This window comes from Devosia sp. CAU 1758 (assembly GCF_054482695.1).
The window spans coordinates 74,248-100,540 of sequence record NZ_JBTLRJ010000001.1 but is presented as its reverse complement, the minus strand read 5'-3'; the positions used below and the strand labels follow the sequence as shown (position 1 = coordinate 100,540).

Annotated in this window: 22 protein-coding genes, 2 tRNA genes and 1 pseudogene; 12 read left to right on the top strand and 13 right to left on the bottom strand. The window is 62.4% G+C overall.

What is annotated here, in order from left to right; translation table 11 throughout:
• Nucleotides 1–5: 5 nt before the first annotated feature.
• The 4 genes from ACXYMS_RS00510 to cpdR all read right to left on the bottom strand — a co-directional run bounded on the left by ACXYMS_RS00510 (nucleotide 6) and on the right by cpdR (nucleotide 2,724).
• On the bottom strand, nucleotides 6–1,964 hold the full coding sequence (locus tag ACXYMS_RS00510) for a hybrid sensor histidine kinase/response regulator (protein WP_458903074.1): 1,959 nt from the start codon (nucleotides 1,962–1,964) through the stop codon (nucleotides 6–8).
• Between the two features lie 90 nt (nucleotides 1,965–2,054).
• Nucleotides 2,055–2,129 (bottom strand) — tRNA-Val (locus ACXYMS_RS00505).
• A 27-nt stretch (nucleotides 2,130–2,156) separates the two neighbouring features.
• A tRNA-Val gene (locus ACXYMS_RS00500) sits at nucleotides 2,157–2,231 on the bottom strand.
• 133 nt (nucleotides 2,232–2,364) lie between these two features.
• Nucleotides 2,365–2,724, bottom strand: coding sequence for a cell cycle two-component system response regulator CpdR (gene cpdR, locus ACXYMS_RS00495; RefSeq protein ID WP_458903073.1), 360 nt, complete (start codon nucleotides 2,722–2,724; stop codon nucleotides 2,365–2,367).
• Nucleotides 2,725–2,934: 210 nt separating this feature from the next.
• Here cpdR and ACXYMS_RS00490 point away from each other — a divergent pair, with 210 nt between their 5' ends.
• Nucleotides 2,935–3,831 (top strand): N-formylglutamate amidohydrolase, encoded by an 897-nt coding sequence (locus ACXYMS_RS00490; RefSeq protein ID WP_458903072.1) that lies wholly within the window; start codon nucleotides 2,935–2,937, stop codon nucleotides 3,829–3,831.
• Between the two features lie 316 nt (nucleotides 3,832–4,147).
• Nucleotides 4,148–4,942: an inositol monophosphatase family protein gene (locus ACXYMS_RS00485; protein WP_458903071.1), complete on the top strand. Its 795-nt coding sequence runs from the start codon at nucleotides 4,148–4,150 to the stop codon at nucleotides 4,940–4,942.
• Between the two features lie 4 nt (nucleotides 4,943–4,946).
• Here the strand turns inward: ACXYMS_RS00485 and ACXYMS_RS00480 are convergent, their stop codons facing one another.
• From ACXYMS_RS00480 to ACXYMS_RS00465, 4 genes are all read right to left on the bottom strand, one after another.
• The gene (locus ACXYMS_RS00480; protein WP_458904556.1) at nucleotides 4,947–5,465 is read right to left on the bottom strand and encodes a TadE/TadG family type IV pilus assembly protein; all 519 of its coding nucleotides are present in this window, start codon (nucleotides 5,463–5,465) and stop codon (nucleotides 4,947–4,949) included.
• On the bottom strand, nucleotides 5,465–5,995 hold the full coding sequence (locus tag ACXYMS_RS00475; RefSeq protein ID WP_458903070.1) for a TadE/TadG family type IV pilus assembly protein: 531 nt from the start codon (nucleotides 5,993–5,995) through the stop codon (nucleotides 5,465–5,467). Before ACXYMS_RS00475 ends, ACXYMS_RS00480 begins: the two co-directional genes overlap by 1 nt.
• On the bottom strand, nucleotides 5,992–7,305 hold the full coding sequence (locus ACXYMS_RS00470; RefSeq protein ID WP_458903069.1) for a TadE/TadG family type IV pilus assembly protein: 1,314 nt from the start codon (nucleotides 7,303–7,305) through the stop codon (nucleotides 5,992–5,994). The genes ACXYMS_RS00475 and ACXYMS_RS00470 overlap by 4 nt, the downstream gene beginning before the upstream one ends.
• A gap of 111 nt (nucleotides 7,306–7,416) precedes the next feature.
• Nucleotides 7,417–8,391, bottom strand: coding sequence for an alpha/beta fold hydrolase (locus ACXYMS_RS00465; protein ID WP_458903068.1), 975 nt, complete (start codon nucleotides 8,389–8,391; stop codon nucleotides 7,417–7,419).
• Between the two features lie 392 nt (nucleotides 8,392–8,783).
• Here ACXYMS_RS00465 and ACXYMS_RS00460 point away from each other — a divergent pair, with 392 nt between their 5' ends.
• The 6 genes and pseudogenes from ACXYMS_RS00460 (at nucleotide 8,784) to hpt (ending at nucleotide 17,871) form a co-directional block, all read left to right on the top strand.
• On the top strand, nucleotides 8,784–9,239 hold the full coding sequence (locus ACXYMS_RS00460) for an Hsp20 family protein (RefSeq protein WP_458903067.1): 456 nt from the start codon (nucleotides 8,784–8,786) through the stop codon (nucleotides 9,237–9,239).
• A 144-nt stretch (nucleotides 9,240–9,383) separates the two neighbouring features.
• The gene (gene dps / locus ACXYMS_RS00455) at nucleotides 9,384–9,857 is read left to right on the top strand and encodes a DNA starvation/stationary phase protection protein Dps (RefSeq protein ID WP_458903066.1); all 474 of its coding nucleotides are present in this window, start codon (nucleotides 9,384–9,386) and stop codon (nucleotides 9,855–9,857) included.
• A 573-nt stretch (nucleotides 9,858–10,430) separates the two neighbouring features.
• A pseudogene (gene gltB, locus ACXYMS_RS00450) lies at nucleotides 10,431–15,086 on the top strand (glutamate synthase large subunit); the annotation flags it as partial.
• A gap of 2 nt (nucleotides 15,087–15,088) precedes the next feature.
• Nucleotides 15,089–15,688, top strand: coding sequence for a glutathione S-transferase family protein (locus ACXYMS_RS00445; RefSeq protein ID WP_458904554.1), 600 nt, complete (start codon nucleotides 15,089–15,091; stop codon nucleotides 15,686–15,688).
• An 11-nt stretch (nucleotides 15,689–15,699) separates the two neighbouring features.
• The gene (locus ACXYMS_RS00440; protein WP_458903065.1) at nucleotides 15,700–17,127 is read left to right on the top strand and encodes a glutamate synthase subunit beta; all 1,428 of its coding nucleotides are present in this window, start codon (nucleotides 15,700–15,702) and stop codon (nucleotides 17,125–17,127) included.
• A 201-nt stretch (nucleotides 17,128–17,328) separates the two neighbouring features.
• Nucleotides 17,329–17,871 (top strand): hypoxanthine phosphoribosyltransferase, encoded by a 543-nt coding sequence (hpt, locus tag ACXYMS_RS00435; RefSeq protein WP_458903064.1) that lies wholly within the window; start codon nucleotides 17,329–17,331, stop codon nucleotides 17,869–17,871.
• A gap of 14 nt (nucleotides 17,872–17,885) precedes the next feature.
• On the opposite strand, the gene ACXYMS_RS00430 is transcribed toward hpt, so the two are convergent.
• Both ACXYMS_RS00430 and ACXYMS_RS00425 read right to left on the bottom strand, forming a co-directional pair.
• Nucleotides 17,886–18,497, bottom strand: a complete 612-nt coding sequence (locus ACXYMS_RS00430; RefSeq protein WP_458903063.1) for a class I SAM-dependent methyltransferase — start codon at nucleotides 18,495–18,497, stop codon at nucleotides 17,886–17,888.
• A complete protein-coding gene (locus ACXYMS_RS00425; RefSeq protein WP_458903062.1) occupies nucleotides 18,494–20,044 on the bottom strand; it encodes a UxaA family hydrolase in 1,551 nt (516 codons plus the stop codon). The genes ACXYMS_RS00430 and ACXYMS_RS00425 overlap by 4 nt, the downstream gene beginning before the upstream one ends.
• A 118-nt stretch (nucleotides 20,045–20,162) precedes the next feature.
• On the opposite strand from ACXYMS_RS00425, the gene ACXYMS_RS00420 reads away from it, so the two are divergent.
• The 4 genes from ACXYMS_RS00420 (at nucleotide 20,163) to ACXYMS_RS00405 (ending at nucleotide 24,125) form a co-directional block, all read left to right on the top strand.
• Nucleotides 20,163–20,912 (top strand): GntR family transcriptional regulator, encoded by a 750-nt coding sequence (locus ACXYMS_RS00420; RefSeq protein WP_458903061.1) that lies wholly within the window; start codon nucleotides 20,163–20,165, stop codon nucleotides 20,910–20,912.
• Nucleotides 20,913–20,928: 16 nt separating this feature from the next.
• Nucleotides 20,929–21,402, top strand: coding sequence for an RbsD/FucU family protein (locus ACXYMS_RS00415; RefSeq protein ID WP_458903060.1), 474 nt, complete (start codon nucleotides 20,929–20,931; stop codon nucleotides 21,400–21,402).
• A 45-nt stretch (nucleotides 21,403–21,447) separates the two neighbouring features.
• Nucleotides 21,448–22,299, top strand: a complete 852-nt coding sequence (locus tag ACXYMS_RS00410) for a fumarylacetoacetate hydrolase family protein (protein WP_458903059.1) — start codon at nucleotides 21,448–21,450, stop codon at nucleotides 22,297–22,299.
• Nucleotides 22,300–22,538: 239 nt separating this feature from the next.
• Nucleotides 22,539–24,125: an L-aspartate oxidase gene (locus ACXYMS_RS00405; RefSeq protein WP_458903058.1), complete on the top strand. Its 1,587-nt coding sequence runs from the start codon at nucleotides 22,539–22,541 to the stop codon at nucleotides 24,123–24,125.
• Here ACXYMS_RS00405 and ACXYMS_RS00400 read toward each other — a convergent pair whose 3' ends face one another.
• The 3 genes from ACXYMS_RS00400 to ACXYMS_RS00390 form a co-directional block, all read right to left on the bottom strand.
• Nucleotides 24,126–24,998: a c-type cytochrome gene (locus ACXYMS_RS00400; protein ID WP_458903057.1), complete on the bottom strand. Its 873-nt coding sequence runs from the start codon at nucleotides 24,996–24,998 to the stop codon at nucleotides 24,126–24,128.
• 70 nt (nucleotides 24,999–25,068) lie between these two features.
• Complete coding sequence (locus ACXYMS_RS00395) at nucleotides 25,069–25,479, bottom strand: thioredoxin family protein (protein WP_458903056.1); 411 nt, start codon at nucleotides 25,477–25,479, stop codon at nucleotides 25,069–25,071.
• Nucleotides 25,480–25,491: 12 nt separating this feature from the next.
• A complete protein-coding gene (locus tag ACXYMS_RS00390) occupies nucleotides 25,492–26,208 on the bottom strand; it encodes a cytochrome c biogenesis CcdA family protein (RefSeq protein ID WP_458903055.1) in 717 nt (238 codons plus the stop codon).
• Between the last annotated feature and the right edge of the window lie 85 nt (nucleotides 26,209–26,293).

Genomic DNA, 26,293 nt, shown 5'->3' with positions numbered 1-26,293 from the left:
TTTTCTCACTCCGGCCGCGCGAAGCCCGTGGTTTCGCCGACCCGGCGAAGCACCCTGGCCAGTTCGGCCTGTCCGAATGGTTTGGCCAGCCTTGGGAGCTTCAGGGCGGCGGCATCTTCGATGTCCGCATAGCCGCTGGCCAGGATCACCGGCAGGTGCGGCCAGCGTTGGGCGACCTGGGCAGCCAGCGCCATGCCGGTCATGCGCGGCATGGCCTGGTCGGTAATGATCAGGTCGAAGTCCGGCGACGCCTCCAGGAACTGCAGCGCCGTGTCGCCCGAATGGGCTTCCACAACCTCATGCCCAAGTTCTTCGAGCATCATCGCGGTGTTGAGCAGCACCAGCGCGTCGTCATCCACCGCCAGCACTTTCAGTCGCCGCATCGTCTGGGCGTCTTCCGCAGGAGGATGCGCCGCATCGGCCTGTCTGTCCTCGACACTGACTTCGATGGCCTTGAGCCAGATTTCGACGCTGGTGCCTTCGCCCGCCCGGCTCGCGATGCGCAAGCGCCCGCCTGATTGTTCGGCAATCCCCTGTACCATGGACAGCCCCAGTCCCGTGCCCTTGCCGATGCCCTTGGTGGTGAAAAACGGATCAGTTGCGCGCGCCAGCGTCTCCGCGTCCATGCCTTCGCCGCTATCGATCACCGAGAGCACGACATAGCGCCCCGCCTCAAGTTGGGGGTCGTTCGCGTCGACATCCACTGTCCGTGAGGAAATCACCAGCGTGCCGCCATGAGGCATGGCGTCACGAGCATTGACCGCCAGGTTGAGCAGGGCCGAGTCAAGTTGGTTCGGGTCGGTCCAGACCTGCGGCAGCGACAGGGGGAAACGGGTTTCGATCTGGACCGTCGGCCCGAGTGTGCGAGACAGGAGATCGCTCATTCCGCGCACCAGGTCGGGCAGGTCCACCGGCTTCTGCTCCAGTTCCTGCTTGCGGGCAAAGGCCAGCATGCGCTGCGTCAACTGCGCACCGCGCTGCGCCGCCTGCTGCGCATTTTCGAGGAGCCTTGCATCGCGCTCGTTCAGCGTCATGCGCCGTCCCAAGGCCTCAAGGCTTCCCAGCACCACCATGAGCAAATTGTTGAAATCGTGGGCAACGCCGCCGGTCAACTGCCCGATGGCTTCGATCTTTTGGGCTTGGAACAACTCCTCTCGCGCTTGATCAAGGCGCTTCTGCTGTTCCATGCGCTCGGTGACATCGCGGGTGATCTTGGCAAAACCGATCACCGCCCCGTCCTCGTTATAGATGGCGTCGATCACGACGCTGGCCCAGAATTGCGAACCGTCCTTGCGCACCCGCCAGCCTTCGGCTTGGAAATGCCCCTTGTGCCGAGCCGTATCCAGCCCCTTCTCGGGGGTTCCGAGTTGCCGCTCCCGTTCCGGATAGAATTGTGAAAAGTGCCGGCCGATAATTTCATCGGCCCGATAGCCCTTGATGCGCTCGGCGCCCAGGTTCCAGCTCGACACGACCCCTGTCGCATCGAGCATGTAGATCGCATAGTCCGTCACGTTGAGGACCAGCCGACGGAATTGTTCCTCGCTGTCCGCCAGCGCCAGTTGTGCCCGCCGCGGCTCGGTGAGGTCGCGTGTGACCTTGGCAAACCCGATCAACTCGCCTGTGGGGGTGTGGATGGCGTCGATCACCACATTGGTCCAGAGGCGGCTGCCATCCTTGCGCACGCGCCAGCCTTCGGACTCGAACCTTCCCGTGCGCGCCGCCGTCGCCAGCGCCCGTTGGGGCAATCCCGCCGCACGGTCTTCATCGGTGTAGAAAACTGAAAAATGCTGGCCGATGATCTCGTCGGCCCGATAGCCCTTTATCCGCTCGGCGCCCGAGTTCCAGGTGTTCACCATGCCCGTGGCATCGATTAGGTAGATGGCATAGTCGGTGATGGAATCGACCAGGAGACGGAAGCGCGCATCCTCGACCACCTCGCTGGCGCGCTTGCCGCATTCTTCCATACCGCCACCATGACCCGACGCATTCAGCCGCTATGCTGAACGGTTACCTGGCCGAATGGTTGCAGCCAAAATCTGGAAACGGAAAGAAAATGGTGGGAGTAACAAGGATTGAACTTGTGACCCTTCGCGTGTGAAGCGAATGCTCTCCCGCTGAGCTATACTCCCATCGCCGACAGGCGAAAGTCAGAGAGATGGTGGGCGTAACAAGGATCGAACTTGTGACCCCCTCGATGTCAACGAGGTGCTCTCCCGCTGAGCTATACGCCCATCTCTCCGGGATGGTCCAGCCGCTAGGCCGTTCCAGTGGCGCGGATAGACCATAAAACCTGTTAGGGGGTCAAGAGCCAAAACTGAACAGTTGGAACTCTGTGGAAACTTGCTGCGCCAGAGCAGAAATTCCTCAGGCCGCCAGCAGCCGCTCCACCTCGTTGACCAGATCCTTGAGATGGAACGGCTTGGACAGCACCGAGGCATCCTTGGGCGCGTCGCTGTCGGGGTTGAGCGCCACCGCGGCAAAGCCGGTGATGAACATGACCTTGAGGTCCGGATCCAGTTCGGTGGCGCGCCGCGCCAATTCGATCCCGTCCATTTCCGGCATCACGATATCACTGAGCAGCAGCGAGAACGGTTCCTCGCGCAGCCGCTCATAGGCCGACAAGCCATTGTCGAACGACACCACGTCATAGCCGGCGTTCTTGAGCGCCCGCGTCAGGAACTGGCGCATGTCGTTGTCGTCTTCGGCGAGCAGGATTCGCTTCATCAATAACCCCTTGGGCAATGCAGGCGGCTGAGTCGGTGTTGGCGCCGATGTTTATGCCACCACACCGCTTTCGCAACACCTAGCTGGGTTTCAATGCAGGTTTTCCGCGCTGTTCGCAAAATTGCGACAATATGGACAATTCTGCCACACCGGGCGACAATCCCCCCACAAATCACCTTGGGCGGGCATTCAACCGCTGGGAGACTCTGCGTGCGGTCCGATTATTGGGATCAACCGGCTTTCGAAACCATTCGGCCACGACGCCTTGTCGCGCCCGTCGTTTTCAACTCGCCGCATTCCGGCCGGGTCTATCCGGAGCGGTTCCTGGCCATGGCCCGGCTCGACCATCTCTCGATCCGCCAGTCCGAAGACGCTTTCATCGACGAGCTCTATGCCCGCGCGCCCCATCTCGGCGCGCCATTGCTGCGGGCCCATTTCCCCCGCGCCTATCTCGACGTCAATCGCGAGCCCTGGGAACTGGACCCCACCATGTTCGTGGAGCCGCTTTCGGACCGGTTCAACACCACCTCTCCCCGCGTCGCCGCGGGCTTGGGGACGCTGGCCCGGGTGGTGGCCGAGAACAAGCCGATCTATCGCGAACGGCTGACCATCGAAGACGCCCGCATGCGCATCGAGGGCATCTACCACCCCTATCACGCGGCCTTGCAGAAGCTGCTCTCCGAATCCATGGCCAGCTTCGGCCTCGCCGTGCTGATCGACTGCCATTCCATGCCGCGCCTGGGGCGCCATGGGGAGCGCGCGACCCCTGACATTGTTCTGGGCGACCGCTATGGCACCACTTGTGCCGGCCCGCTGGTCGATCTGGTGGAAACGGTCTTTGCGGCGGCAGGTCTGCGGGTCGCGCGCAATCGCCCCTATGCCGGGGGCTTCTGCACCCGCGCCTATGGCCGGCCCCAGCACGGGGTCCATGCCCTGCAGATCGAGATCAGCCGCCACCTCTACATGAACGAGGTGACGCTGGAAAAACATGCCGGATTCGATGCCATCAAGGCGTTGATGGAGCGCCTTATCCTCACCCTTGTCGGGCTCGACCTGCCGGCTCTGGCCGGCACTGCGGCTCCGCTGGAGCAGGCGGCGGCCGAATAGTCCCCGAACTAAAAAGGGGCCGTCCCCAAAGACGGCCCCAGTCAAGGGAGGAACGATGTTTACCGGGCAGGGCAAGTGCTGCCTGGAGCCCGGTAACGCACCATGCCCTTTCCGGATGACGTCATTCGGCGCCGTCCACAAGCACGAACCGCTCCATCCACAGCAGTTCAATCCGGCCTTGTTGCAAAAATGAATCAGAACAGACACAGCATCGTCAGGTAATAGAGCGCGGAACCTGCCTTTCAACTTTTCATGCTCATGGATTATCTGCCGTCAATTCAATGCCTTGCCCAGCACCTGCCCGGAAAGACCCCGCATGAGCGCCACCGAGATTGATTTTTCCCGCGTCGAAGTCACGCTGCGCGCCGCCGGGGAGGCCGCGGCCCGCCTGACCCTGCCCCTCTTTCGCACTCCGCTCAGTGTCGCCAACAAGCTTGAAAGCGGCTTCGACCCGGTGACCGAGGCCGACAAGGGCGCCGAAACCGCCATCCGGGCGATTATCGCAGACGTCTTCCCCGATCATTCCATCATCGGCGAGGAATGGGGTACCACCGGCGCGGGCCGCTTTTCCTGGATCATCGACCCCGTCGATGGCACCCGTGCCTTCATTTCGGGCGCCCCCGTCTGGGGCACCTTGATCGGCTTTGCCGTGGATGGCGTGGCGGTGGCGGGCCTCATGAGCCAGCCCTTTATCGGCGAGGAGTTCCTGGCCGTGCCGGGGCGTTCGAGCTATCGGCGTGGCGACATTCACATTGCCAACCGCACCAGTGGCCAGACCGAGCTGTCCGCAGCCCGCGTATTCACTACCACACCGAACCTCTTCAAGGGCGAGCATTGGGACAAATGGCTGGCCGTGGAAAATGCCACCCGCCTGCAGCGCTTCGGCATGGATTGCTATGGCTATGCCCTGGTTGCGGCCGGCCAGGCCGATCTGGTCATCGAGCCCGCTCTCAATACCTATGACATTGCAGCCCTTGTGCCGATCATCCGGGAGGCTGGCGGCGCCATTGCCTGCTGGGATGGCTCCGAGCCGACGGGGGGAGGCAATGTCATTGCGGCAGCAACGCAGGAACTGCTGGAAAAGGCCCTGGACCTCGTCAATGCCGCCTGAGTGGCTATAGGAAGGCGATGGACGACACGAAGCGCGGGCGATGCGCGGACTGCGTGCCGAAGGTCACCGCGCCCACGCCAAAGGCCCCGGAAAAGGCCCGGTGCGGTACAAAACTCTCGGTTAGCAACACCGAATCGCCCTCGGCGATATCGGGGATGACCGATTCCGGTAGCGGCGTATCGGGGACATTCATGCCCGCCTTGTGCGACCAACGCACCACCAGCACGCCATCCTCTTTGACGATGCTGGACACCCGCAATCCGCCGTCGCTCGCCGTGGGCACCATGTGGCGCATCAGCGAAAGCATTTCGTCGAGCGTGGCTTGAGACATCGCGGTTTGTCGGCTCATCATGTCGCCTACCGTGAATGTGGCTTTTTCCACGCTTTGCAGGTTTCGGAACAGGTCGAACAGCGTCACCGTGCCGATCAGCAGCAACAATAGCACCGGCGCCAGCAGCGCAAATTCTACAATCGAGGCGCCCCGCTCGTCCCGCCGCAACCGATTGAAGCCGCACAAGCCCATCACGCAGGCTCGTTGATGAAGGCCGACTTGGCGATGATGCGCATGGCGCCGGTCGCGTCCTTGGGCAGGGCCAGGCCCAGCCCAAGACCCGGCGTGATCGGCGACACCACGAAACAGGCGCGCACGAACATGGTCTGCGAGCGCCCGCCAGGCGTAAAGCGCAGCACCGGGGCGAGTTCGCTGTCGCGATTGACGCAACGGGCAGTGTCCACTGGATAGCTCGCTTCATTGATGATCGGGATCAGTTCAAGCGCCAGCATGTTGACGCAGTCATTGAGCACCAAGGCTTTGGCGCACACCTGCTGGCGCATGCTCTCCTGCGTGGGATTGGCAAAGCTCCCGATCCGCAGCTCCCGCACCGTCTGGTCAAGCGCCCGGTCCAGCATGATGGTCTGCACCATGATCCAGCCGGCCTCCAGGGTCGAGCAGACCAGCGCCAGCAGCATGGGCACCACCAGCGCAAATTCGATCGCTGCCGTACCGGCGCGATCTCCGAGCAGCCGGCAGATTGTCCCGCGCCAGGTCCTCATTGGGTCAGCTTCACCTTCTGGATCGCCGTAGCGATGGAATTGAAGGCGCCGGCAATGTCGAGCCCGGACACATCATAATAGTGACTGGCGCTGGAGGCACAGCTTTGCATCTGGCTGCGCCCGGTATTGGACACCTGGAAGCCGATAGTGAAAACAATGACCCCGTTGTTCTTGGCGCGGGAACACACCGATTGCAGATGCGTATTGGCCGTTCCTGCATTGTACCATTGGTAATTGCCGCCCCCGCCCTCGGGGTTGCGCGGATAGGCATATTGATTGGGTCGCATCTGCGGCTGGATGTCACCATCGGTCATCAACACAACGATCTTGATGGTATTGGGATCATCGAACTGGGAGGGCCGATTGGCGAATTGTGCGGGCACCATGCCAAGCCCTGCAGCCTGGGCGACAAACGGCTGCGCCGCCGGCTCAAGCAGCAACATGCCCCACTTCATGGCGATGCCCGTCCCGGTTCCGTCCGCCATGCGCATGTTGTCGATCTTGTTCTTCAACGCCGTCGGGTCATTGGAAATATAGCTGATCGCTGTGACTTCGCTCGGGCAATATCCCCAGTCCAGGCCCGGCTCGTTGGTATTGGCATGGTTCTGCGTGAAGTGCGGGACCTGCGTGCGCTGATGGAAGGGAATCAGCCCGACATTGGCCGCATAGTCGGTGGTCGCAAATTCCATGCACGATGAATAGCTATGCTGACGCTGCACGCCTATGCCGTTCATCACCACCGACCCGACATTGACCGAACCGGCATAGGGAACGATGGAAATTGAAGTCGTCGGTGCGTTGGCGGGAGTAAGCATCGCGTCAATGAACTGCTTGGCAGCCGGCCTCAACAGCCCGATCTTCATCGGTGAGCCGAAGCGCATCGACCCTGAAACATCAAGTATCAGCGAAATCTCGAGATTGCTGCGCCGCTCCTGCGCGGTCGCCGTCACTATAATAGGCAGGTCTGTGATGTTGATCAGCGGCAGGAAGCCGGTCGGCATCTCGTAGCTGGCCGTGACCTTGATGATGCGGGTATTAATGGAGATGGCATAATCGTAGTCCAGGACGACATCGTCGACGAAGGCGAGCGTCTTGAGATAGTCGGCTACTGTTGTCTCGACCGGCACGGTCTGAGAGAGCGAGGCGGCGGCCAGCACGGCGCGGTCGATGCCGTCCTGGAGTTGCGCGCGATGAGCTTCGTAGCGGGCAATATCGGTCGCACCGCCTGCCAGCACCAGCATAGGCATGATCAGCAGCGCCACGATGATCGCGACATTGCCGTCGCGATCCCGCAGGAATCGATCAAACAAGCGCTGCAACTGCCTTCTTGCCCCCGGAAGGGCCATTCTGGCCCCTTGGGAAAAATACCGCCCCGGCTGTTACCAAAGCTTTATCGCAATCGATTGCGGCAGCAATTGTGATCAGCGGCTTTGTTCAGTGATGAACGCGTCGAAAGCCGCGAACACCTGGCCGCGAACACGGTCATTTTCCATGAACATCTCGTGCCGTGCCCCGGCAATCACCATGTGGCGCCCGGTGCGCAATCGCAGCCCCAACTGTTCGATGGCCGGCGTGGACACAACCTGCTCCCGCGCCGCCGCCAGGATGAGCAGCGGAGTGCGGATTTCGCCGGCAAAGCGCTCCTGGCGTGTTTCCAGCATGGCCCGCAAGGCCGCGGCCAGCCAGCGGAAGCTGGGCGAACCGAGATAGAGACCATCGTCGGCGCGCACAGTTTCCACCATGCGCTTGTAGCGCAGCATGTCAGAGGTCAGTGGATTGTCCGGATACATGGCCTCGTCCGGCCGCTTGTCCCCCTTGCGGGCCAGCGGCAGCTTGCCCAAGCCGATAAAGCTGGCCGCCTCCCCCACCATCGCCCAGCGGCTAAGGCTGTCGTCCATGCGATGCAGGCCCACCATCGGCGCGCTGAGAAAAACCCGGTCGAACATCATCCGGTCCCTGGTCGCGGCCATCAGGCTCGCCAGCCCGCCCATGGAATGGCCGACCAGGTAGAAGGGTCCGGGACAGTCGGGCAGCAGGATTTCGGCGTGAAAGCACCTGAGGTCGGTCCAGTAATCCTCGAACCGATCCACATAGCCGATGGTGCGGTTGCCGATCAGCCGGTCAGACCCGCCCTGCCCACGCCAGTCGAACGTCGCCACGGCAAAGCCCCGCCGGCGGAAATCGGCCACGGTCTCGAAATACTTCTCGATATATTCGGTTCGCCCCTGCACCAGGCACACCGTGCCGCGCTGCGGACCTTCCGATTTTGGCCACAGCGCATAGCGCAGCCGCACCTTGTCGGAAGTGGTGAAATATCCCACCCGCGCCCCTTCGGGCACTGGATTGGAAGGAATGGACACCAGGCTCGGTCCATTGGGGTCGACTTGAACGGTCAATCTGGCCTCGCGGGCAACTATTTGCAGCGACCATACGCAGGCAACCCTAAAAAAGAAAAGCCAGCAACCGGATTGGCTGCTGGCTTTTCATGTCTGCGCGGTCCCATGCGGGGGGCGGGTTGATGGGACCGTCAGGGTTGTGAACTCCCGATCCGGATTGCTCCGGCCGCGTCCACATGCCCCGTTCTAGTGCCCAGCACCTGAACGGGGCCGGAGCGAAGCGTTCATCTCTGGTTCATGAAGGCGGTCCTGGACCCTCTTGAACCGGCCCGAACCCCACCTACATCATGTCTGTCCGCCGGCTATCCGGGGACACCGGTCACTTCGCTCGCCACTGAAGGGAGCGTCACGGCCGTAATCGAAACCACGTTGCTCAACTGGAGAATGTGACTATGCAGACCATCGATTTTTCCCCCTTCTATCGCTCAACCGTCGGCTTTGACCGGCTGTTCAACCGCCTCGATAGCGTCGGCGCGCAGGAAGCCAAGACTTACCCGCCCTACAATATCGAGCGCACCGGCGAGGATACCTACCGGATTTCCATCGCCGTTGCCGGATTCTCCAATGGCGATATCGCCGTGGAAACCAAGGAGAACAGCCTCGTGGTCAAAGGCGCCAAACCCGCCGAGACCGTCGACAGCAAGCGTGAATTCCTCCATCGCGGCATTGCCGAGCGCGCCTTCGAACTGCGCTTTCAGCTTGCCGACTATGTAGAGGTCCACGGTGCGGCCCTTGAAAACGGCCTCCTGCACCTGGAACTGAAGCGCGAACTGCCCGAAGGCAAGAAGCCGCGGACCATCCCGGTCAATGGTGGCACGGCCTCCATTGAGGACAAATCCGTCAACTGATCGGCTCTGCCTTACTGACGTCGAGGGCGCGGTCCAGCTGGACCGCGCCTTTTTCCTTGGCCTCGGAACAAAGCCCGGCGGCTGCAAGTTGAAAGCGCAGAGGCCGGTGCCTTTCCTTTAACTTTCAGCGTCAGGACATCCCAGATGAAAACCCCTTCAATCGCCCTCAAGGCCAATGCCAAGTCCGCCGTGATCGACGTGCTCAACGCCCGTCTGGCCGACAGCATTGACTTGGCCCTGTCCACCAAGCAGGCCCACTGGAACCTCAAGGGCCCCAATTTCATCGCCGTGCATGAAATGCTCGATCCCATGCGAGCCGCCATCGACATTCATGTCGACGTAATTGCCGAGCGTATTGCCCAGCTTGATGGAACCCCGCTCGGCACCAGTCATGCCGTTGCCAAGGCGACCAGTCTTGAGGCCTATCCCACCGACATCAAGAAGGTGCCCGATCATCTGGCCGCACTTGCTGAGCGCTATGGCAAACTCGCCAACCAGGTGCGCGAGGATATCGACACCACCGATGAAGCTGGCGACGCCGACAGCGCCGACATTCTCACCGCCTTCTCCCGCGACCTCGACAAGAACCTGTGGTTCATCAAGTCGCATCTCGAATAGGACTTTCGGCACTTTTGGATTATCGCGAGGCGCGCCATTGGTGCGCCTCAGCGCATTTTGAACTTATCTCCTACACTTTCCTATCGTTTTTAAGCCGAAGTCCTATTTATTGTGATGGGAAAGCGGCAAAACTGCTTGCCCCCTGTTTTGAATTATGCAAATGTGAACGGGTTAGGGCAGCATGTCTGTCCTATCTCAGGTGTCGCCCCGCTCTCCGCGGCCAGCGCGCACGCTGGTCCGGCTGGACCGCTAGTCGATAGCGGAAACGGGCAGGCGGGGCTAAGATGAAGCCCGAATTATGAGCGGCCATTTGGATGCAGTGCCGCTCCCCACGCATGGACGTGAATTTGCTCATTCGAGCCGTACTGTGTAGTACGACCCGGCTGAGCATTGCGCCCAAGAGGACATCATGCATCCGCCCAGCCGGCTCGCCGGCAACATCAGGATGCGCACGAAGAAGCACAAGCCCCCCGGGGCGGAACAGAACGAGGTTGAGCCATGGCACAGTCAAGGACCGGAATCCCCGCCCAGACGGACACTGCCCCGCGCAAAACCCTGATTCTGGATGGCAAGCGGGTCACCGGCCGTCCCGCTGCCCAGGGCCTTTACGACCCTTCGAATGAGCACGATGCCTGTGGCATCGGCATGATCGCCAACATCAAGAACAAGCCCAGCCATGAAGTGGTGCAGAAGGGTCTCGAAATCCTCGAGAACCTCGAGCATCGCGGTGCCGTGGGCGCCGACCCCTTGATGGGCGACGGTGCCGGCATCCTGGTGCAGACCCCTCACGCCTTCTTTGCCAAGGTGCTGCCCATCGCCCTGCCCGAAAAGCACCACTACGCCGTGGCGATGATCTTTTATCCCAATGAAGCGGGCTTGCGGGATCGCTGCGCGACCGTGATCCGCCGCTGCCTGGAAGCAGAAGGCCTCGACCTGCTCGGTGAGCGCACCGTGCCGTTTGACAATTCCAGGCTGTCCGAAGGCGTCATCGCCACCCAGCCGATCATCGAGCAGATGATCATTGCCCGCCCCGATGGCATCTCGCTGGACGAGTTCGAGCGCAAGCTACTGATCGTGCGCAAGGTCATTTCCAATACCGTTTATAGAGAGGTGCCCGAAAGCGACAGCGACAATGGCTTCTATGTTGTCTCCATGTCGGCACGGACCATTGTCTACAAGGGCATGTTCCTCGCCTATCAGCTCGGCGCCTTTTATACGGACCTCCATGACGAGACCTTCGAGAGCGCTATCGCCTTGGTGCACCAGCGCTTTTCGACCAACACCTTCCCATCCTGGAAGCTGGCCCACCCCTATCGCATGACCACCCACAATGGTGAGATCAACACCATTCGCGGCAACGTCAACTGGATGGCGGCGCGCCAGGCCTCGGTCTCCTCGCCTAAGTTCGGCGACGACATCACCAAGATCTGGCCGATCTCCTATGAGGGTCAGTCAGATACCGCCTGCTTCGACAACGCGCTCGAATTCCTCGTGCGCGGCGGCTATTCGCTGCCCCACGCGGCCATGATGCTGATCCCAGAAGCCTGGGCCGGCAACCCGCTGATGGATGAAGAGCGCCGCGCCTTCTACGAATATCACGCGGCCCTGATGGAGCCCTGGGATGGTCCGGCCGCCATGTCGCTCAGCGACGGCCGTTATGTCGTGGCGACGCTCGACCGCAATGGTCTCAGGCCCGCGCGTTACCTTGTGACCCGCGAGGGCCATGTCGTCCTTGCATCGGAATCGGGCGTCCTTGATATCCCCGATGAGGATATCGTCGAGCGCTGGCGCCTGCAGCCGGGCCGGATGCTGCTGATCGACCTCGAAGAGGGCCGCATCATTTCCGACGAAGAGGTCAAGAAGCACCTCGCCACCAAGAACCCCTATGCCGAGTGGCTGGCCCGTAGCCAGATCGTGCTCGAAGACCTGCCGGCCACTGAACCGCAGGCCCCCAAGAGCTCGGAAAGCCTGCTCGACCGCATGCAGGCCTTTGGCTACACCCAGGAAGACATCAAGCTGTTGATGGCGCCCATGGCCACCACCGGCCAGGAAGCCGTCGGCTCGATGGGCACCGACACGCCCATCTCGGCGCTCTCGAACAAGTCCAAGCTTCTCTACACCTATTTCAAGCAGAACTTCGCGCAGGTCACCAATCCGCCCATCGACCCGATCCGCGAGGAATCGGTGATGAGCCTGGTCAGCTTCATTGGCCCGCGCCCCAACATTCTTGATCTTGAAGGCTCCAGTCGCGAAAAGCGCCTGGAAGTGCGTCAGCCCATTCTCACCAACGAGGATCTCGAAAAGATCCGCGCCATCGGTGACATGGCCGACAACCAGTTCAAGACCATGACCATCGACATCACCTATATGGCCGACAAGGGCGCCCCCGGCATGGAAGCCGCCCTTGAAAACATCTGCGCCGTCGCTGAAGAGGCGGTGCGCGGTGAATATAACATCATCATCCTCTCCGACCGCCTGATCGCGGGCGACCGCATCGCCATTCCGGCACTGCTGGCCACCGCTGCCGTACATCACCACTTGATCCGCAAGGGCCTGCGGACCTCCTCGGGTCTGGTGGTGGAAACCGGCGAAGCCCGCGAAATGCACCATTTCGCCATGTTGGCCGGCTATGGCGCCGAGGCGATCAACCCATATCTGGCCTTCGAGGCCTTGGCGGCGCTGCATGCCGAAGGCGAGTATCCGCCTGAAGTCTCGGCCGACGAAGTGGTCTATCGCTACATCAAGAGCGTGGGTAAGGGCCTGCTCAAGGTCATGTCCAAGATGGGCATTTCGACCTACCAGTCCTATTGCGGGGCCCAGATCTTCGACGCCATCGGCCTCAACACCGATTTCGTGAAGAAGTATTTCTTCGGCACCGCCACCTCCATCGAAGGCGTCGGCCTCGCCGAAGTCTCAGAGGAAACCGTCCGCCGCCACGCCGACGCCTTTGGCGACGATGCCGTCTTGCGCAAGACCCTCGATGTCGGCGGCGAATATGCCTATCGCATCCGAGGCGAAAAGCATGCCTGGTCGCCCGATGTCGTGGCGGACCTTCAGCACGCAGTGCGCACGGCCGAGGACAGCCCGGAAACCGCCCAGGAGCGCTATGACAGCTTCGCGTCCCGCGTGAATTCGGGCGAGAACGGCTATCTCGCCATTCGCCACCTCTTCGACATCAAGCCAATCGGTCCTGCCGTCGGCCTCGAGGAAGTGGAAAGCGCCGCCGAGATCGTCCGGCGCTTCGTCACTGGCGCCATGAGCTTTGGCTCGATCAGCCGCGAGGCGCATACTACGCTGGCCATCGCCATGAACCGCATTGGCGGCAAGTCTAATACCGGTGAAGGCGGCGAAGAGCCCGACCGCTACAAGCCGCTGGCCGATGGCTCGCGCAACCCGCTGCGCAGTGCCATCAAGCAGGTCGCCTCGGGCCGCTTCGGCGTCACAACCGAATATCTGGTCAATGCCGACCAGATCCAGATCAAGGTTGCGCAGGGCGCCAAGCCCGGCGAGGGCGGCCAATTGCCAGGCCATAAGGTCGACTGGATCGTCGCCAAGACCCGTCACTCGACCCCCGGCGTGGGCCTCATCAGCCCGCCGCCGCACCACGACATCTATTCCATCGAAGACCTCGCCCAGCTGATCTACGACCTCAAGAACGTCAATGAACAGGCCGACATCTCGGTCAAGCTGGTGTCCGAGGTCGGTGTCGGCACCGTTGCGGCGGGCGTTGCCAAGGCGCGCGCCGACCACATCACCATTTCCGGCTATGATGGCGGCACCGGCGCGTCCCCGTTGACCTCGCTCAAGCATGCCGGCGGCCCGTGGGAAATCGGCTTGGCCGAAACCCATCAGACGCTGGTTCTCAACCGTCTGCGCAGCCGCGTCCGCCTTCAGGTCGATGGCGGTCTCAAGACCGGCCGCGACGTGTTGATCGGCGCCCTACTCGGCGCCGACGAGTTCGGCTTCTCTACCGCGCCATTGATCGCGGCTGGCTGCATCATGATGCGCAAGTGCCATCTCAACACCTGCCCGGTTGGCGTCGCCACCCAGGACCCGGTGCTGCGCAAGCGCTTCAAGGGCACGCCCGAACACGTCATCAACTACTTCTTCTTTGTCGCTGAAGAGCTGCGGGGCCTCCTCGCCCAACTCGGCGCCACTACCCTCGACGAGTTGATCGGTCGCTCCGACCTGCTCGATCAGCGTCGCGCCGACGACCACTGGAAGAGCCAGGGCATTGACCTCTCCAAGGTGTTCTACAAGCCAGAGCCGCTCGGCGGCGATACGCTGTTTCATTCCGAAACCCAGAACCATCATCTGGAATCGGTGCTCGATCGCAAGCTGGTCGAACTGGCAGAACCGGCCCTGGCGCGCGGCGAGGCTGTGCAGATTGAGCTGCCCATCCGCAGCCGCGACCGCTCGGCCGGCGCCATGCTCTCGGGCGCCCTGGCCCGCAAGTATGGTCACGCCGGCCTGCCCGAGGACACCATCTCGATCACCCTGCGCGGCACGGCTGGACAGGCTTTCGGGGCTTTCCTCGCCAAGGGCATCTCCATCGATATGATCGGTGACGCCAATGACTATGTCGGCAAGGGCCTCTCGGGTGGCCGCATCGTCGTGCGCCCGTCAGACAAGGTCACCTTTGCGCCCGAAGACTCCATCATTGTCGGCAACACCGTGCTTTACGGGGCCGTCTCTGGCGAATGCTACTTCCGCGGCGTCGCCGGCGAACGCTTCGCCGTCCGTAACTCCGGCGCCATCGCCGTGGTCGAAGGCACGGGCGATCATGGCTGCGAATACATGACCGGCGGCCTTGTCGTCGTCATCGGCAAGACCGGTCGCAACTTTGCTGCCGGCATGAGCGGCGGCGTTGCCTATGTGCTCGACGAGGACGAAACCTTCCGTTCGCGCTGTAACCTGGCCATGGTCGATCTCGAGCCGGTGCAGGAGGAAGAAGACCTCATGCGCAAGCTCCACCATCATGGTGGCGACCTTGAATGGCATGGCCGCGTCGACATTTCCGGCGACATGACCAAGCATGACGATGAACGCCTGCACCAGCTCATCTCCAACCATCTGCACTACACGGGCTCGACCCGCGCCAAGCAGATCCTGGAGAACTGGGTCGAGATGCGTCCCAAATTCGTCAAGGTCATGCCTCTCGAATATCGCCGCGCCATCAAGGAAATGGAAAAGAAGCGCGCCTCGGGCGCCCATATGGCGGCCGAGTGATGATGCAGCTCTACGGCAACCTTGGGTCGGGCAACTGCCTCAAGGTCAAGTATATCGCCGACGCCACCGGCACGCCCTTCGTGTTGCATGAAGTCCGGACGCGCTCGGGTGAAACCGGCACGCCCGAATTTCTCGCGCTCAATCCCGCCGGCCAGATGCCGGTCGTCATCCTCGATGACGGCCGGCCCCTGGCACAATCCAACGCCATCCTGCGCTATCTCGCGCAGGACACGCGCTACATTCCGGCCGACCGCTATGAGGCCGCCAAGGTCGACGAATGGCTGTTCTGGGAGCAGTACAGCCATGAGCCAACAGTGGCCGTGGCGCGGGCCCGCGTGGTTTATGATAAGCAGGCCGTGTCCGACCTCGACCCCCAATTGGTCAGCAAGGGCAACAAGGCGCTGGACCTGATGGAACAGTCCCTGACCGGGAAGACCTTTCTGGTGGGCGAGGCCATGACCATCGCGGACATCGCGCTCCTGCCCTATACGCGCCAGGCGCCACAGGGCGGATTTGATCTCTCCGGGCGGCCCGCGCTTCTGCGCTGGATTGCTGCCTGCGAAAACGAACTCGGACTACCTGCCTTCACGGCAGAGAATTAGAGGTAAGGCCCATGGGTAAGGTAACAGGCTTTCTCGAGATCGAGCGCGAAGAGCCCCGCTACGAGCCGGCGTCTGATCGCATCCGCCATTTCGGCGAGTTTACCATCCCCCTTTCCGAAGGGCGGGTGGTGGACCAGGCGGCGCGCTGCATGGATTGTGGCATCCCGTTCTGCCACGGCGACACCGGCTGCCCGGTTAACAACCAGATCCCCGACTGGAACGATCTCGTCTATAATGGCGATTGGGAGGAGGCCGCGCGCAATCTCCACTCGACCAATAACTTCCCCGAGTTCACTGGCCGCATCTGCCCCGCCCCCTGCGAGGAAGCCTGCACCCTCAACCTCGAAGACGTGCCGGTTGCCATCAAGACCGTCGAACAGGCCATTGCCGACCGCGCCATCCGCTCCGGCTGGGTCAAGCCGCAGCTACCAAAGGCAAAGACCGGCAAGAAGGTCGCCGTGATCGGCTCCGGCCCCGCCGGCATGGCCGCCGCCCAGCAGCTCGCCCGCGCCGGCCATGACGTGCATCTCTATGAGCGCGAGCCCAAGGCCGGCGGGCTGATGCGCTATGGCATTCCCGACTTCAAGATGGAGAAGGAACATATCGACTTCCGCGTTGAGCAGATGGAAGCCGAAGGCGTCACCTTCCACTATGGCGTCAATGTCGGCGTCACCACGCCGCTATCCGACCTCCAGCGCGACCACGACGCCGTGTTGCTGACCGGCGGCGCCGAAAAGCCGCGCCCCGTCGATGTCGAAGGCACCCAGTTTGCCGGTGTGCATTTCGCCATGCCCTTCCTCGTGCAGCAGAACCGCCGCCTCGGTGGTGAGGATGTGTCGAACGAATTCCAGCTGACCGCCGCCGGCAAGCATGTCGTGGTCGTGGGGGGTGGTGATACCGCCTCGGACTGCGTCGGCACTAGCTTCCGTCAGGGCGCCATTGCCGTTACCCAGCTCGACGTGCGCCCCATGCCGCCCGAACTCGAAAACAAACTGACCAACTGGCCCAACTGGGCGGTCAAGATGCGCACCTCGTCCTCCCAGGCCGAAGGCGCCATCCGCGAATTTTCCGCCGGCACCATGAAGATCATCGGCGACGCCAAGGGTCACGTCACCGGCGTCGAATGCGCCCGCGTCGACCGCAAGCGCCAGGCCATCCCCGGCACCGAATTCGTCATCAAGGCCGATCTCGTCCTGCTGGCCATCGGCTTTGCCGGCCCGGTCACCGAAGGCATGCTGACCGAACTGGGCGCCGATCTCGACAAGCGCGGCAATCTCTTCGCCGACACCATGAGCTACAAGACCTCGGTGCCCGGCGTCTATTCCGCCGGCGACATGCGCCGTGGCCAATCACTGGTCGTCTGGGCCATCCGCGAAGGCCGTCAGGCCGCCCGCTCCATCGACTTCGACCTCATGGGCAAGACGGATCTACCCAGATGATCCATCCGGAGCTTCGGCTCCATCTCATCCTCCCCCTTGTGGGGAGGGAAGCGAGATAGGACTTAGCCCTTGCTAAGTCCGTTGAATCGAGCAGGGTGGGGGTGTCGGTCTTTCGGCGCCCCCAAGCCTTGTTTGGAGCTTCGACACCCCCACCCAGGCCCTCCCCTCAAGGGGGAGGGTGCGCCAGCGAGAGTGCATGGAATGCCCCAAGCCCCCTACACCGTTGACCAGCTGATCTCCGCCAAGGCCATTGCCGCCCGCGTCGAAGCGCTTGCCGCCGAGATCACCGAGAATTTTCGCGACACCGACAAACTTGTCGTCGTTGGCCTCCTGCGCGGCTCCTTCATCTTCATCGCCGACCTGGTGCGCGAGATCGACCTGCCGGTGGAGGTCGATTTCCTCGAAGCCTCCTCCTATGGCGATGGCATGGAATCCTCCCGCGAAGTGCGCATATTGAAGGATCTGCGCGGCGAAATTCACGGCCGCGATGTGCTGGTGGTGGAAGACATCATCGACACCGGGCATACGCTCAAACACGTGCTCGAAATTCTCGAGACCCGCCACCCGCGCCGCATGGAAGTCTGCGCCCTGCTCAACAAGCCATCGCGTCGCGAGACCGACGTTCCTGCCCGCTGGATCGGCTTTGACATCCCCGACGAATTCGTCGTCGGCTATGGCATTGACTATGCCCAGCGCAATAGGAACCTGCCCCATATCGGCAAGGTCCGCTTCTTTCAGGGTTGAGAGGTCAGGACGCGCTACCGCTTGCGGAAAGTGCTGAATTGGAATTTTTGCACGCTGCCCCAGGGGGTGACATGATCGTGCCGGGCATGGCCGGCAAGCTCAAATCGCTCGCCGAGCAATGCCGAAAGGCTTGTCCCGTCATGCCGCGTCACCGGTAGGCCGCTGCATTTTTCCGGACCATCAGGCGCGAATGTGCCGATAATGGCCACGCCCCCGGCAACCAGTGCCTGGTCGATCGTATTGGCGTAGCGCGCCTGGTCATCCGTATCCGTAAGGAAATGCAACGCGGCCCGGTCATGCCAGAAATCATAGGTTCGATCAGGCTTCCATCGGGTGACATCCGCGACGATCCAGCCGACATTGCCGGCCTCGGGCAGGCGGGCCCGTGCAGTGTCGAGTGCCGCCTGCGACAGGTCAAGCACACTCACCCATGCCTGGCCGCGTGCCACCAGCGCATCCACCAGCCGCGAAGCACCACCCCCGATATCGACAATGGCATGCTCCCGGTTGATGCTGGCGGCATCAAGAAGCCCAAGCGAATAGGCGGGGCTTTCCTCGAACCAGGACACCTCGTCCTCGCCCTTGGTGGAATAGACGCCCTGCCAATGGTCCTGGCGCTCGCTCACATCACCGCGCCGACCTGCCAGGGTACAAACTCATTATCCCCATAGCCCAGCGCCTCCGACTTGGTCTCCTCACCCGAAGCCACCTTGAGCATCAGATCGAAGATTTCCTGCCCCTTGGCCTCGATGGAAACCCCCTCGACGATATCGCCGCAATTGATATCCATGTCCTCGCTCATACGCGCATACATGTCCGAATTGGTGGCGAGCTTTATTGACGGCACCGGTTTACAGCCATAGGCCGAGCCGCGCCCCGTTGTGAAGGCGAGAATATTGGCACCGCCGGCCACCTGCCCCGTGGCAGACACCGGGTCAAAGCCCGGCGTGTCCATGAACACAAAGCCCTTTTCAGTAACCTTCTCGGCATATTCATAGACCGCCGTCAGCGGCGTCGTGCCGCCCTTGGCCGTAGCGCCAAGCGATTTTTCGAGAATGGTGGTGAGGCCACCCAGCTTGTTCCCGGGCGAGGGATTGTTGTTCATCTCCCCGCCATTGCGGCTGGTGTAATCCTCCCACCACTTGATCCGCTCGATCAGCTTTTCGCCGACTTCGCGCGTCACCGCCCGACGGGTCAGCATATGCTCGGCGCCATAGACTTCCGGCGTTTCGCTGAGGATCGCCGTGCCGCCGTGCTTGACCAGTGTGTCGACAGCCACGCCCAACGCCGGATTGGCGGTGATCCCCGAATAGCCGTCCGAACCGCCGCATTGCAGCGCCAGGGTCAGATGGCTCGCGTCCACCGTTTCGCGCCGGGCCCGGGCAGCCACCGGCAGCATTTCCTTGATGCGCTCGACACCCCAGTCGATCATTTTCCGCGTCCCGCCGATCTCCTGGATCGTCATGGTCTGGAAGGTGTCTGTCTCCTTGAGGTTATAGGCTTCCTTCATCCGGTCGATCTGGAAGGCCTCACAGCCAAGACCCACCAAGAGCGCCGCCCCCAGGTTCGGGTTGGACGTATAGCCCCACTGGGTGCGCCGGAAAATCTGATAGCCCTCGCCCGTCAGATCCATGGCGCAGCCCGTGCCATGGACGAAGGGAACAACGCCGTCGATTTCGGGATAGTCGTCGAGCACGCCGGACTTGTTGATCGCCTCGGCCATGAACTTGGCGACCGTCGCCGAACAGTTCACCGAGGTGAGGATACCCACATAATTGCGCGTGCCCACATCGCCGTTTGGCCGCTTGTAGCCCTCAAATGTCGCGCGCTGGCTTGCCGCCAGCAACTCCACTGGCGCCACGCCCTCGGCAAACGCATAGTCATGTGCAAGCGAGCCATCCTTGCCGCCCATGCCACAATTGTGCTCATGCACCCAGTCGCCCGTGGCAATGCCTTCCTTGGCAAAGCCGATGATCTGCCCGAACTTCATCACCGCCTCGCCCGCGGCGATGGGCCGTGTCGCGAACTTGTGCCCGCGCGGCACCCGGCGGACGATGGAAACCCCCTGCGCCGTTTCCGTGCCGACCTCAAGATTGGCCAGCGCTACCGCAATATTGTCGGCCGCGTTGAGCACGAGCGTTTTGCCTTGCGGCTGAATGACATGTTCGTTCATCAAAGGGGTCCTGGGGTCGGTTCAAGCGCTTTACGTCGCCGCATTTTCTCGCCAGATTGCGCGCGCAAGGGAGAGAACCGGCATTGTCATTCAGCATCGCACTAACTAACATGTTAGCATGAAAACGGAAGCCAGTCCCTACCAATTTCTCGGGCAAGCAGGCGATTTTTCCCGCGGCACGGTCACAGTCGACGTTACCAATGCGCTGCGTCACGCCATTGTCACTCTCACCCTGCCACCGGGCAGCATGCTCGACAAGACCGCCATCTGCACCCAATTGGGCGTATCGCGCTTTCCCGTCAGCGAAGCCCTGGCGCGGTTGGCCGAAGAGGGGCTGGTCGATATCGCCCCGCAGCGCGGCTCAACCGTCTCCCTGGTCAAGATCGCCGACGTGCGCGAATACATGCTGATCCGCAAGGGCCTCGAAAGCGAGGCCCTGCGCGTCCTCATCGGCAAGCACGATGCCGAGGTCATCACCGCGCTACACGCTAATATGGCGGCCCAGCGCGAGGCTGCGTCACGCGACGACGCCGAGACTTTCCACCAGATCGATGTGGACTTCCACGACATCATCTTCCGCTCCATGCGGCTGACCAGGGTGAAATCCATCATTGACCGCGCCCGCGCCAATCTCGACCGCGCCCGCCGCCTCATCATCACCCCACGCCGCCTCAATCACACCATTGCCGAGCATCAGGCGATTTTCAACGGCATCCTGGCCGCCGACACCCCCCAGGCTATCGCCGCCATCCGCGCCCATATCGATGCCGTCATGGTGGAACTCTTCGCCTTTGCCCAGGAGCATACCTCGCTCTTTGCCGACGGCCATGAATTTACCGCCGAAGACAACGACTTTCCGTTCGGCTGAATCGTAGGGACAATCCGTGCTGAAAAACATCCCCGCCCTACTGGGCCCCGAACTGCTCTCCACGCTGCGCGCCATGGGTCATGGCGACGAGATCGTCATTGCCGACGCCAATTTCCCGGCCGAGTTTCTCGGTCCCCAGGTCATCCGGGCCGACGGCATTTCGGCCACCGATATGCTGGATGCTGTACTCACCCTCTTGCCTCTGGATCAGTTCGTCGAACAAACCGCCATCGGCATGGAGGTTGTCGACGATCCTGGTGCCCGTCAGCCCATCGACGATGAGTTCGAGGCCATCATCGCTCGGCACGAACCGGACAAGCTCTATTCCAAGATCGAGCGCTTCGCCTTCTATGATCGCGCCAAAAGAGCCGCCGCCGTTATCCAATCCGGCGAGTCCCGCCTGTACGGCAATATCATCCTCAAAAAGGGCGTTATCCGCCCCTGGGCTGATGACCGGACGAATTCAGGCAAAGCCGCCTCGACAGGCTAACATGTTAGCACTATGACCCTTGGCATACAGTGAGGAGACCCCGCCATGAAACTGCTTCGCGTCGGCGCCAAGGGCGCTGAAAAGCCCGCCATTCTCGCTGCCGATGGGTCCATCCGCGATCTTTCCGGCGTGGTCACCGACATCGGTGGCGAGGCACTGACCCCCGAGGGTCTCGCCAGGATCCGCGGTACCGATATTGATATGCTGCCAAAACTGGATGCCGACCAGCGCATCGGTCCCTGCGTCGCCAATGTCGGCAAGTTCATCTGCATCGGCCTCAACTATGCCGACCATGCCGCCGAAACCGGCGCGAAAATCCCCGAAGAACCAATCATCTTCATGAAGGCCACCAGCGCTATCATCGGCCCCAATGACGATGTCATCATTCCCAAGAATGCCATCAAGCCCGATTGGGAGGTCGAGCTAGCTGTCGTCATCGGCAAGGAAGCCCGCTATGTCGAGGAAGCCGATGCCATGGACCATGTGGCAGGCTATTGCGTCTGCAACGACGTCTCCGAGCGCCATTTCCAGACCGAGCGCGGTGGCACTTGGGACAAGGGCAAGGGCGCCGACACTTTTGGCCCCATCGGCCCTTGGCTGGTGACCAAGGACGAAGTCGCTGATCCGCAGAACCTTGCTATGTGGCTCGAAGTCGACGGCAAGCGCTACCAGAATGGCTCCACCAAGACCATGATCTTCGGTGTTGCCAGGGTCGTCTCCTATGTCAGCCAGTTCATGAGCCTGCAGCCAGGCGACATCATCACCACCGGCACCCCGCCCGGCGTCGGCATGGGCATCAAGCCCGATCCGGTCTGGCTCCAGCCAGGCAATGTCATGCACCTGGGCATTGAGGGGCTGGGCGAGCAGACCCAGAATGTTAAAGCCTATACGGCCTGAAACCTCTCCTCCAGGGGAGGGGTCGGCGCACAGCGCCGGGTGAGGGAGCCTCGTGCTTCACGCCCGGCCACAGCCAGACTCACTCGATCCTCGGGCCTGACTTGAAGACCGTTCAAGGTGCGCACCATTCTAGGGGGGGCCCTTGAACCAAGGTCCGAGCGCGGCGCACCCGAGGACGTGGCGCCTTGCGCCGGCACACGCGCCCAGCTATCCCGCTCCTCACCCTGGGGGAGGAACCCGTGACCACATTTGACAACACCCTCAACGCCGACGGCGCCCTCATCGTCGGCGCCGGTCTGGCGGGCCTCTTTACCGCGCTCAAGCTAGGGCCGCGTCCCGTAACAGTCCTCTCGCCAAAGGCGCTCGGCATGGGCGCCTCCTCGGCCTGGGCGCAGGGCGGCGTTGCGGCCGCCATGGGAAAAGGTGATAGTCCTCACGCCCACGCCCTCGACACCGAAATGGCCGGGGCCGGCATAGTCGATCATGGCACCGCCGAAGGGGTCACGGCCGAGGCCGTCGCCCGCATCGAGGATCTGGCGCGCTGGGGCACGCCCTTCGACCGCGACGATTTCGGCAATTTCGAGCTGGGCCGTGAAGCCGCCCACTCGGCCAATCGCATCGTCAAGGTCGAAGGCGATCGCGCCGGCTGGGCCATCATGCAGGCCATCATTGCCGAGGTGCGCCGCACCCCCTCCATCCGCGTGGTTGAGGGCATCACCGCCCTCAGCCTCGCCCGCGACAATGGCCGCATTGTCGGCATCTATGGACGACGCCTGGGCGATCGTTACTCCGAACCCATCTTCATTCGCGCCCGCGCCACCATCCTGGCCGCCGGGGGCCTGGGCGGCCTCTATGCCGTCACCACCAATCCGCCCGGCGTCCGCGGTCACGCCATGGGCATGGCGGCCCGCGCCGGCGCCGTCATTGCCGACCCCGAATTCGTACAGTTCCACCCTACCGCCATCGCCACCGGCGCCGATCCGGCGCCCCTCGCCACCGAAGCCCTGCGGGGCGAGGGCGCGACCCTCGTCAACGATCTGGGCGAGCGCTTCATGCTCGACATTCACCCCGATGCCGAACTGGCGCCCCGAGACATTGTGGCCCGCGCCAATTTCCGCCAGATCCAGTCCGGCCGGCAGGTATTTCTCGATACCCGCGCAGCACTCGGCGACACCATTCTCACCCGCTTCCCCACCGTCAGCAAATATTGCGCCGATGCCGGCATTGATCCGGTCCATGGCTTGATCCCGGTCACCCCTGCTGCCCATTTCCATATGGGCGGTGTCAAGGTGGATGAACGCGGCCGCTCCTCCCTGCCCGGGCTCTGGGTCTGCGGCGAAGCCAGTTGCACGGGCTTGCACGGCGCCAACCGCCTGGCGTCAAATTCCCTCCTCGAAGCGGTGGTCTTTGGCGCCCGCATAGCGGAGGACATTGGAAGTCTTGAGCCGCAACGCGAACTGACCCCCTTCAAGGGCATCGAATGGGACGAGACCGAGGGCAACAGGGCCGAGGAAGTGTTGCGCAACACCATTGCCGTGCAGGATCTGCGCCGCGTCATGAGCGATCTCGTGGGTGTCGAGCGCGACGCCAAGGGGCTGAAAACAGCACTGCGCGAGATCGCCCATCTTGAAGCCAGTGCCGAACAGGTCACCAGCGCCTATCTCAACATGACCACTTCGGCCACGCTGGTCGCAGCGGCGGCGCTCAATCGCACCGAGAGCCGCGGTGGACATTTCCGCCTCGATTTCCCCGAACCCAGCCCGGACTGGGAACACCACACCGAAATGACCCTTGAGGAAGCCCTAACCATTCGCGCCGGGGCCTAATCACTCCGCCAGCAGATAGGTGGCAAGCGCCGTCAGATCCTCGTCTGTCCAGTGCGATGTCGAGTCAGCGATCACCTCGCCCATCGACCCGCCCAGCACATCGAAGCCCGGCGTGAACCCGTCCTTGAGCGTCTGCACCAGCGTCTCGACATCATAGCTTTCTTCGGCCAGCGCTGCCGCCGTGATGGCTGGCGCCCGCCCGCCCGTACCGCCGGGCGAGCCGGTCAGTGCCTGGTCCCAGTCAAGCGCCCCAAGCGCGTTGCGCGGCGTGTGGCAGGCGACGCAGTGAGCGGGGCCAAGGGCCAAATACTTGCCGCGATTATACTGGTCCGACTGCCCGGCCTCCGCCTCGAAGCGCTTCGGAGCGAAGAACAGGTTCTGCCAGCCCGCCATGGCAAGGCGGATATTGAACGGGAAGGGAATTTGGCTTTCAGTTGCCGGCGTGCTCACCGGTTCTGTCGCCATCAGTGCCGCATAAAGATCAACGATCTCCTGGTCGCTCATCAGCGTGTAGTTTTCGTAGGGAAAGGTCGGGTAGAGATGCCCCTGCGGTCCCATGCCATTGCTCATGGCATCGGAAAACTGCTGGACCGTCCATGCGCCGATCCCTGCGGTCGGGTCCGACGTGATATTGGGCGGCACGAAAGTGCCGAAGGGCGTCGTCAGCCCGGTGCCGCCAGCCAGATGGGCCCTGCCACCCTGGGTATCGGTATGGCAGGCTACGCACCCGCCTAGCCGAATGAGATATTCCCCCCGCGTCACATCTCCAGTCAGCGTCAAATCCCGTTCGGGGCCGGCAACGGGCTTGATGAAATAGAGGCCAACGGCGCCCACAACGGTCAGGGCCGCCAAAGCCCACCAGCTCTTCTTCATGCTCGCCCCCGCGCCTGCCTGATCGGCCGATCAGACCAGATAGCGGCCCAAGGGGCAATCAGCCATCAATTCAGGAGCTTGCGAGGTCCAGCAAGGCGCTGATCTGGTCCTTGCGGGTCTCAGCCACCAGCCGACCCAGCTCGGTTGTGCCGCGCATCAGCACCAGCGTGGAACGCCGGGGTATGGCCAAGCTCCGCGCCAGCTCGCTATTGCCGTATGTGTCCCAATCGACCCGGAGGATCGGAATGGCGCCATAGGCCGCGTTCTCAGCCTGCAGCGTATCCAGCACCCGCTGCTGGGCAGCGCAGGTGGTGCACCAGGTAGCGTAGAAATCAATCAGGTAGGGTTTTCCGGCCTGAGCCAGACTATCAATTTCCGAACCCGTGAAATCGATGACGTCGAGGGCATATCCTGCCCCGACGAGCAGGCTCGACACACTGATGCCGGCGAGTCCGGCCAGCAGATGACGACGAGTAATCATGATGTTTTTCTCCTAGAGACTGACGGAAAGATCGAGAAGCCAGGCCGGCAGTATGTCGATGGCCCAGGCTTCGAGCAGGCGATCGATACGAAAGATTATGGCTAGCCCAACGGCGATCAGGCCAAGGCCAAGCGTCGCCTTGGCATGGGGCGCCACCCGCATCAACAGCGCCCTTCGCCCCGACAGGGCTACCCGCGTGCCATAGGCCAGCAACAGCACGATGCTGGCCGCACCGAGGGCAAAACAGCCCATGATCAGTCCGGCATAGATCAGGTCCTCGCCCTGCGCCGCCAGTCCGATGGCGCCGCCTAGGGTTGGCCCGATACAGGGCGACCAGGCAAGCCCCAACAAGGCCCCAGCGGCGGCTTCGCCCCAGAGTCCGCGCCCTTCCACCTGCCCCAGCAGCCGCGTACTGCCGCTGGCTGTAGCGCCCGCCAGTCGCGAGAACTGCACTTGCAGCGGCGGAGTCAAAAGGACCAGGCCAAAGCCCAGCATGATCCAGCCGGCGCCCAGCGTGATGGCGTCCTGCGGCAGCCCCAAGGCGCGAGTCAGCGCGAAAGCCCCCAGCCCCGCCAGGGTAAAGCTCACCCCCATGCCGCCAGCCATGGCCAGCGGCGCCAGCCGGTGCCGGGCCAGCGCACTCGCCCCGATCAGCGGCAAGAGCGGCAGGACACAGGGATTGATCAGCGTCAGCAGCCCGGCTGCAAATGCCAGCACCAGATCAAACAAACCAGCCTCCGGAAAACCCCGTTCGCATACCATACGGCAGCGGGGCTTCGCCGGTTACAGGCCGGGCATCACTTGGCCGTGATGT

Excerpts from the sequence above, each read along its gene's own strand:
- ACXYMS_RS00425 (WP_458903062.1), bottom strand. The coding sequence starts at position 20,044 with ATGAACGAACATGTCATTCAGCCGCAAGGCAAAACGCTCGTGCTCAAC.
- ACXYMS_RS00395 (WP_458903056.1), bottom strand. The coding sequence starts at position 25,479 with ATGATTACTCGTCGTCATCTGCTGGCCGGACTCGCCGGCATCAGTGTG.
- ACXYMS_RS00400 (WP_458903057.1), bottom strand. The coding sequence starts at position 24,998 with ATGAAGAAGAGCTGGTGGGCTTTGGCGGCCCTGACCGTTGTGGGCGCC.
- ACXYMS_RS00475 (WP_458903070.1), bottom strand. The coding sequence starts at position 5,995 with ATGAGGACCTGGCGCGGGACAATCTGCCGGCTGCTCGGAGATCGCGCC.
- ACXYMS_RS00420 (WP_458903061.1), top strand. The coding sequence starts at position 20,163 with ATGAAAACGGAAGCCAGTCCCTACCAATTTCTCGGGCAAGCAGGCGAT.
- ACXYMS_RS00440 (WP_458903065.1), top strand. The coding sequence starts at position 15,700 with ATGGGTAAGGTAACAGGCTTTCTCGAGATCGAGCGCGAAGAGCCCCGC.
- ACXYMS_RS00480 (WP_458904556.1), bottom strand. The coding sequence starts at position 5,465 with ATGGGCTTGTGCGGCTTCAATCGGTTGCGGCGGGACGAGCGGGGCGCC.
- dps (WP_458903066.1), top strand. The coding sequence starts at position 9,384 with ATGAAAACCCCTTCAATCGCCCTCAAGGCCAATGCCAAGTCCGCCGTG.
- hpt (WP_458903064.1), top strand. The coding sequence starts at position 17,329 with ATGCCCCAAGCCCCCTACACCGTTGACCAGCTGATCTCCGCCAAGGCC.
- cpdR (WP_458903073.1), bottom strand. The coding sequence starts at position 2,724 with ATGAAGCGAATCCTGCTCGCCGAAGACGACAACGACATGCGCCAGTTC.
- ACXYMS_RS00460 (WP_458903067.1), top strand. The coding sequence starts at position 8,784 with ATGCAGACCATCGATTTTTCCCCCTTCTATCGCTCAACCGTCGGCTTT.
- ACXYMS_RS00445 (WP_458904554.1), top strand. The coding sequence starts at position 15,089 with ATGCAGCTCTACGGCAACCTTGGGTCGGGCAACTGCCTCAAGGTCAAG.
- ACXYMS_RS00485 (WP_458903071.1), top strand. The coding sequence starts at position 4,148 with ATGAGCGCCACCGAGATTGATTTTTCCCGCGTCGAAGTCACGCTGCGC.
- ACXYMS_RS00510 (WP_458903074.1), bottom strand. The coding sequence starts at position 1,964 with ATGGAAGAATGCGGCAAGCGCGCCAGCGAGGTGGTCGAGGATGCGCGC.
- ACXYMS_RS00410 (WP_458903059.1), top strand. The coding sequence starts at position 21,448 with ATGAAACTGCTTCGCGTCGGCGCCAAGGGCGCTGAAAAGCCCGCCATT.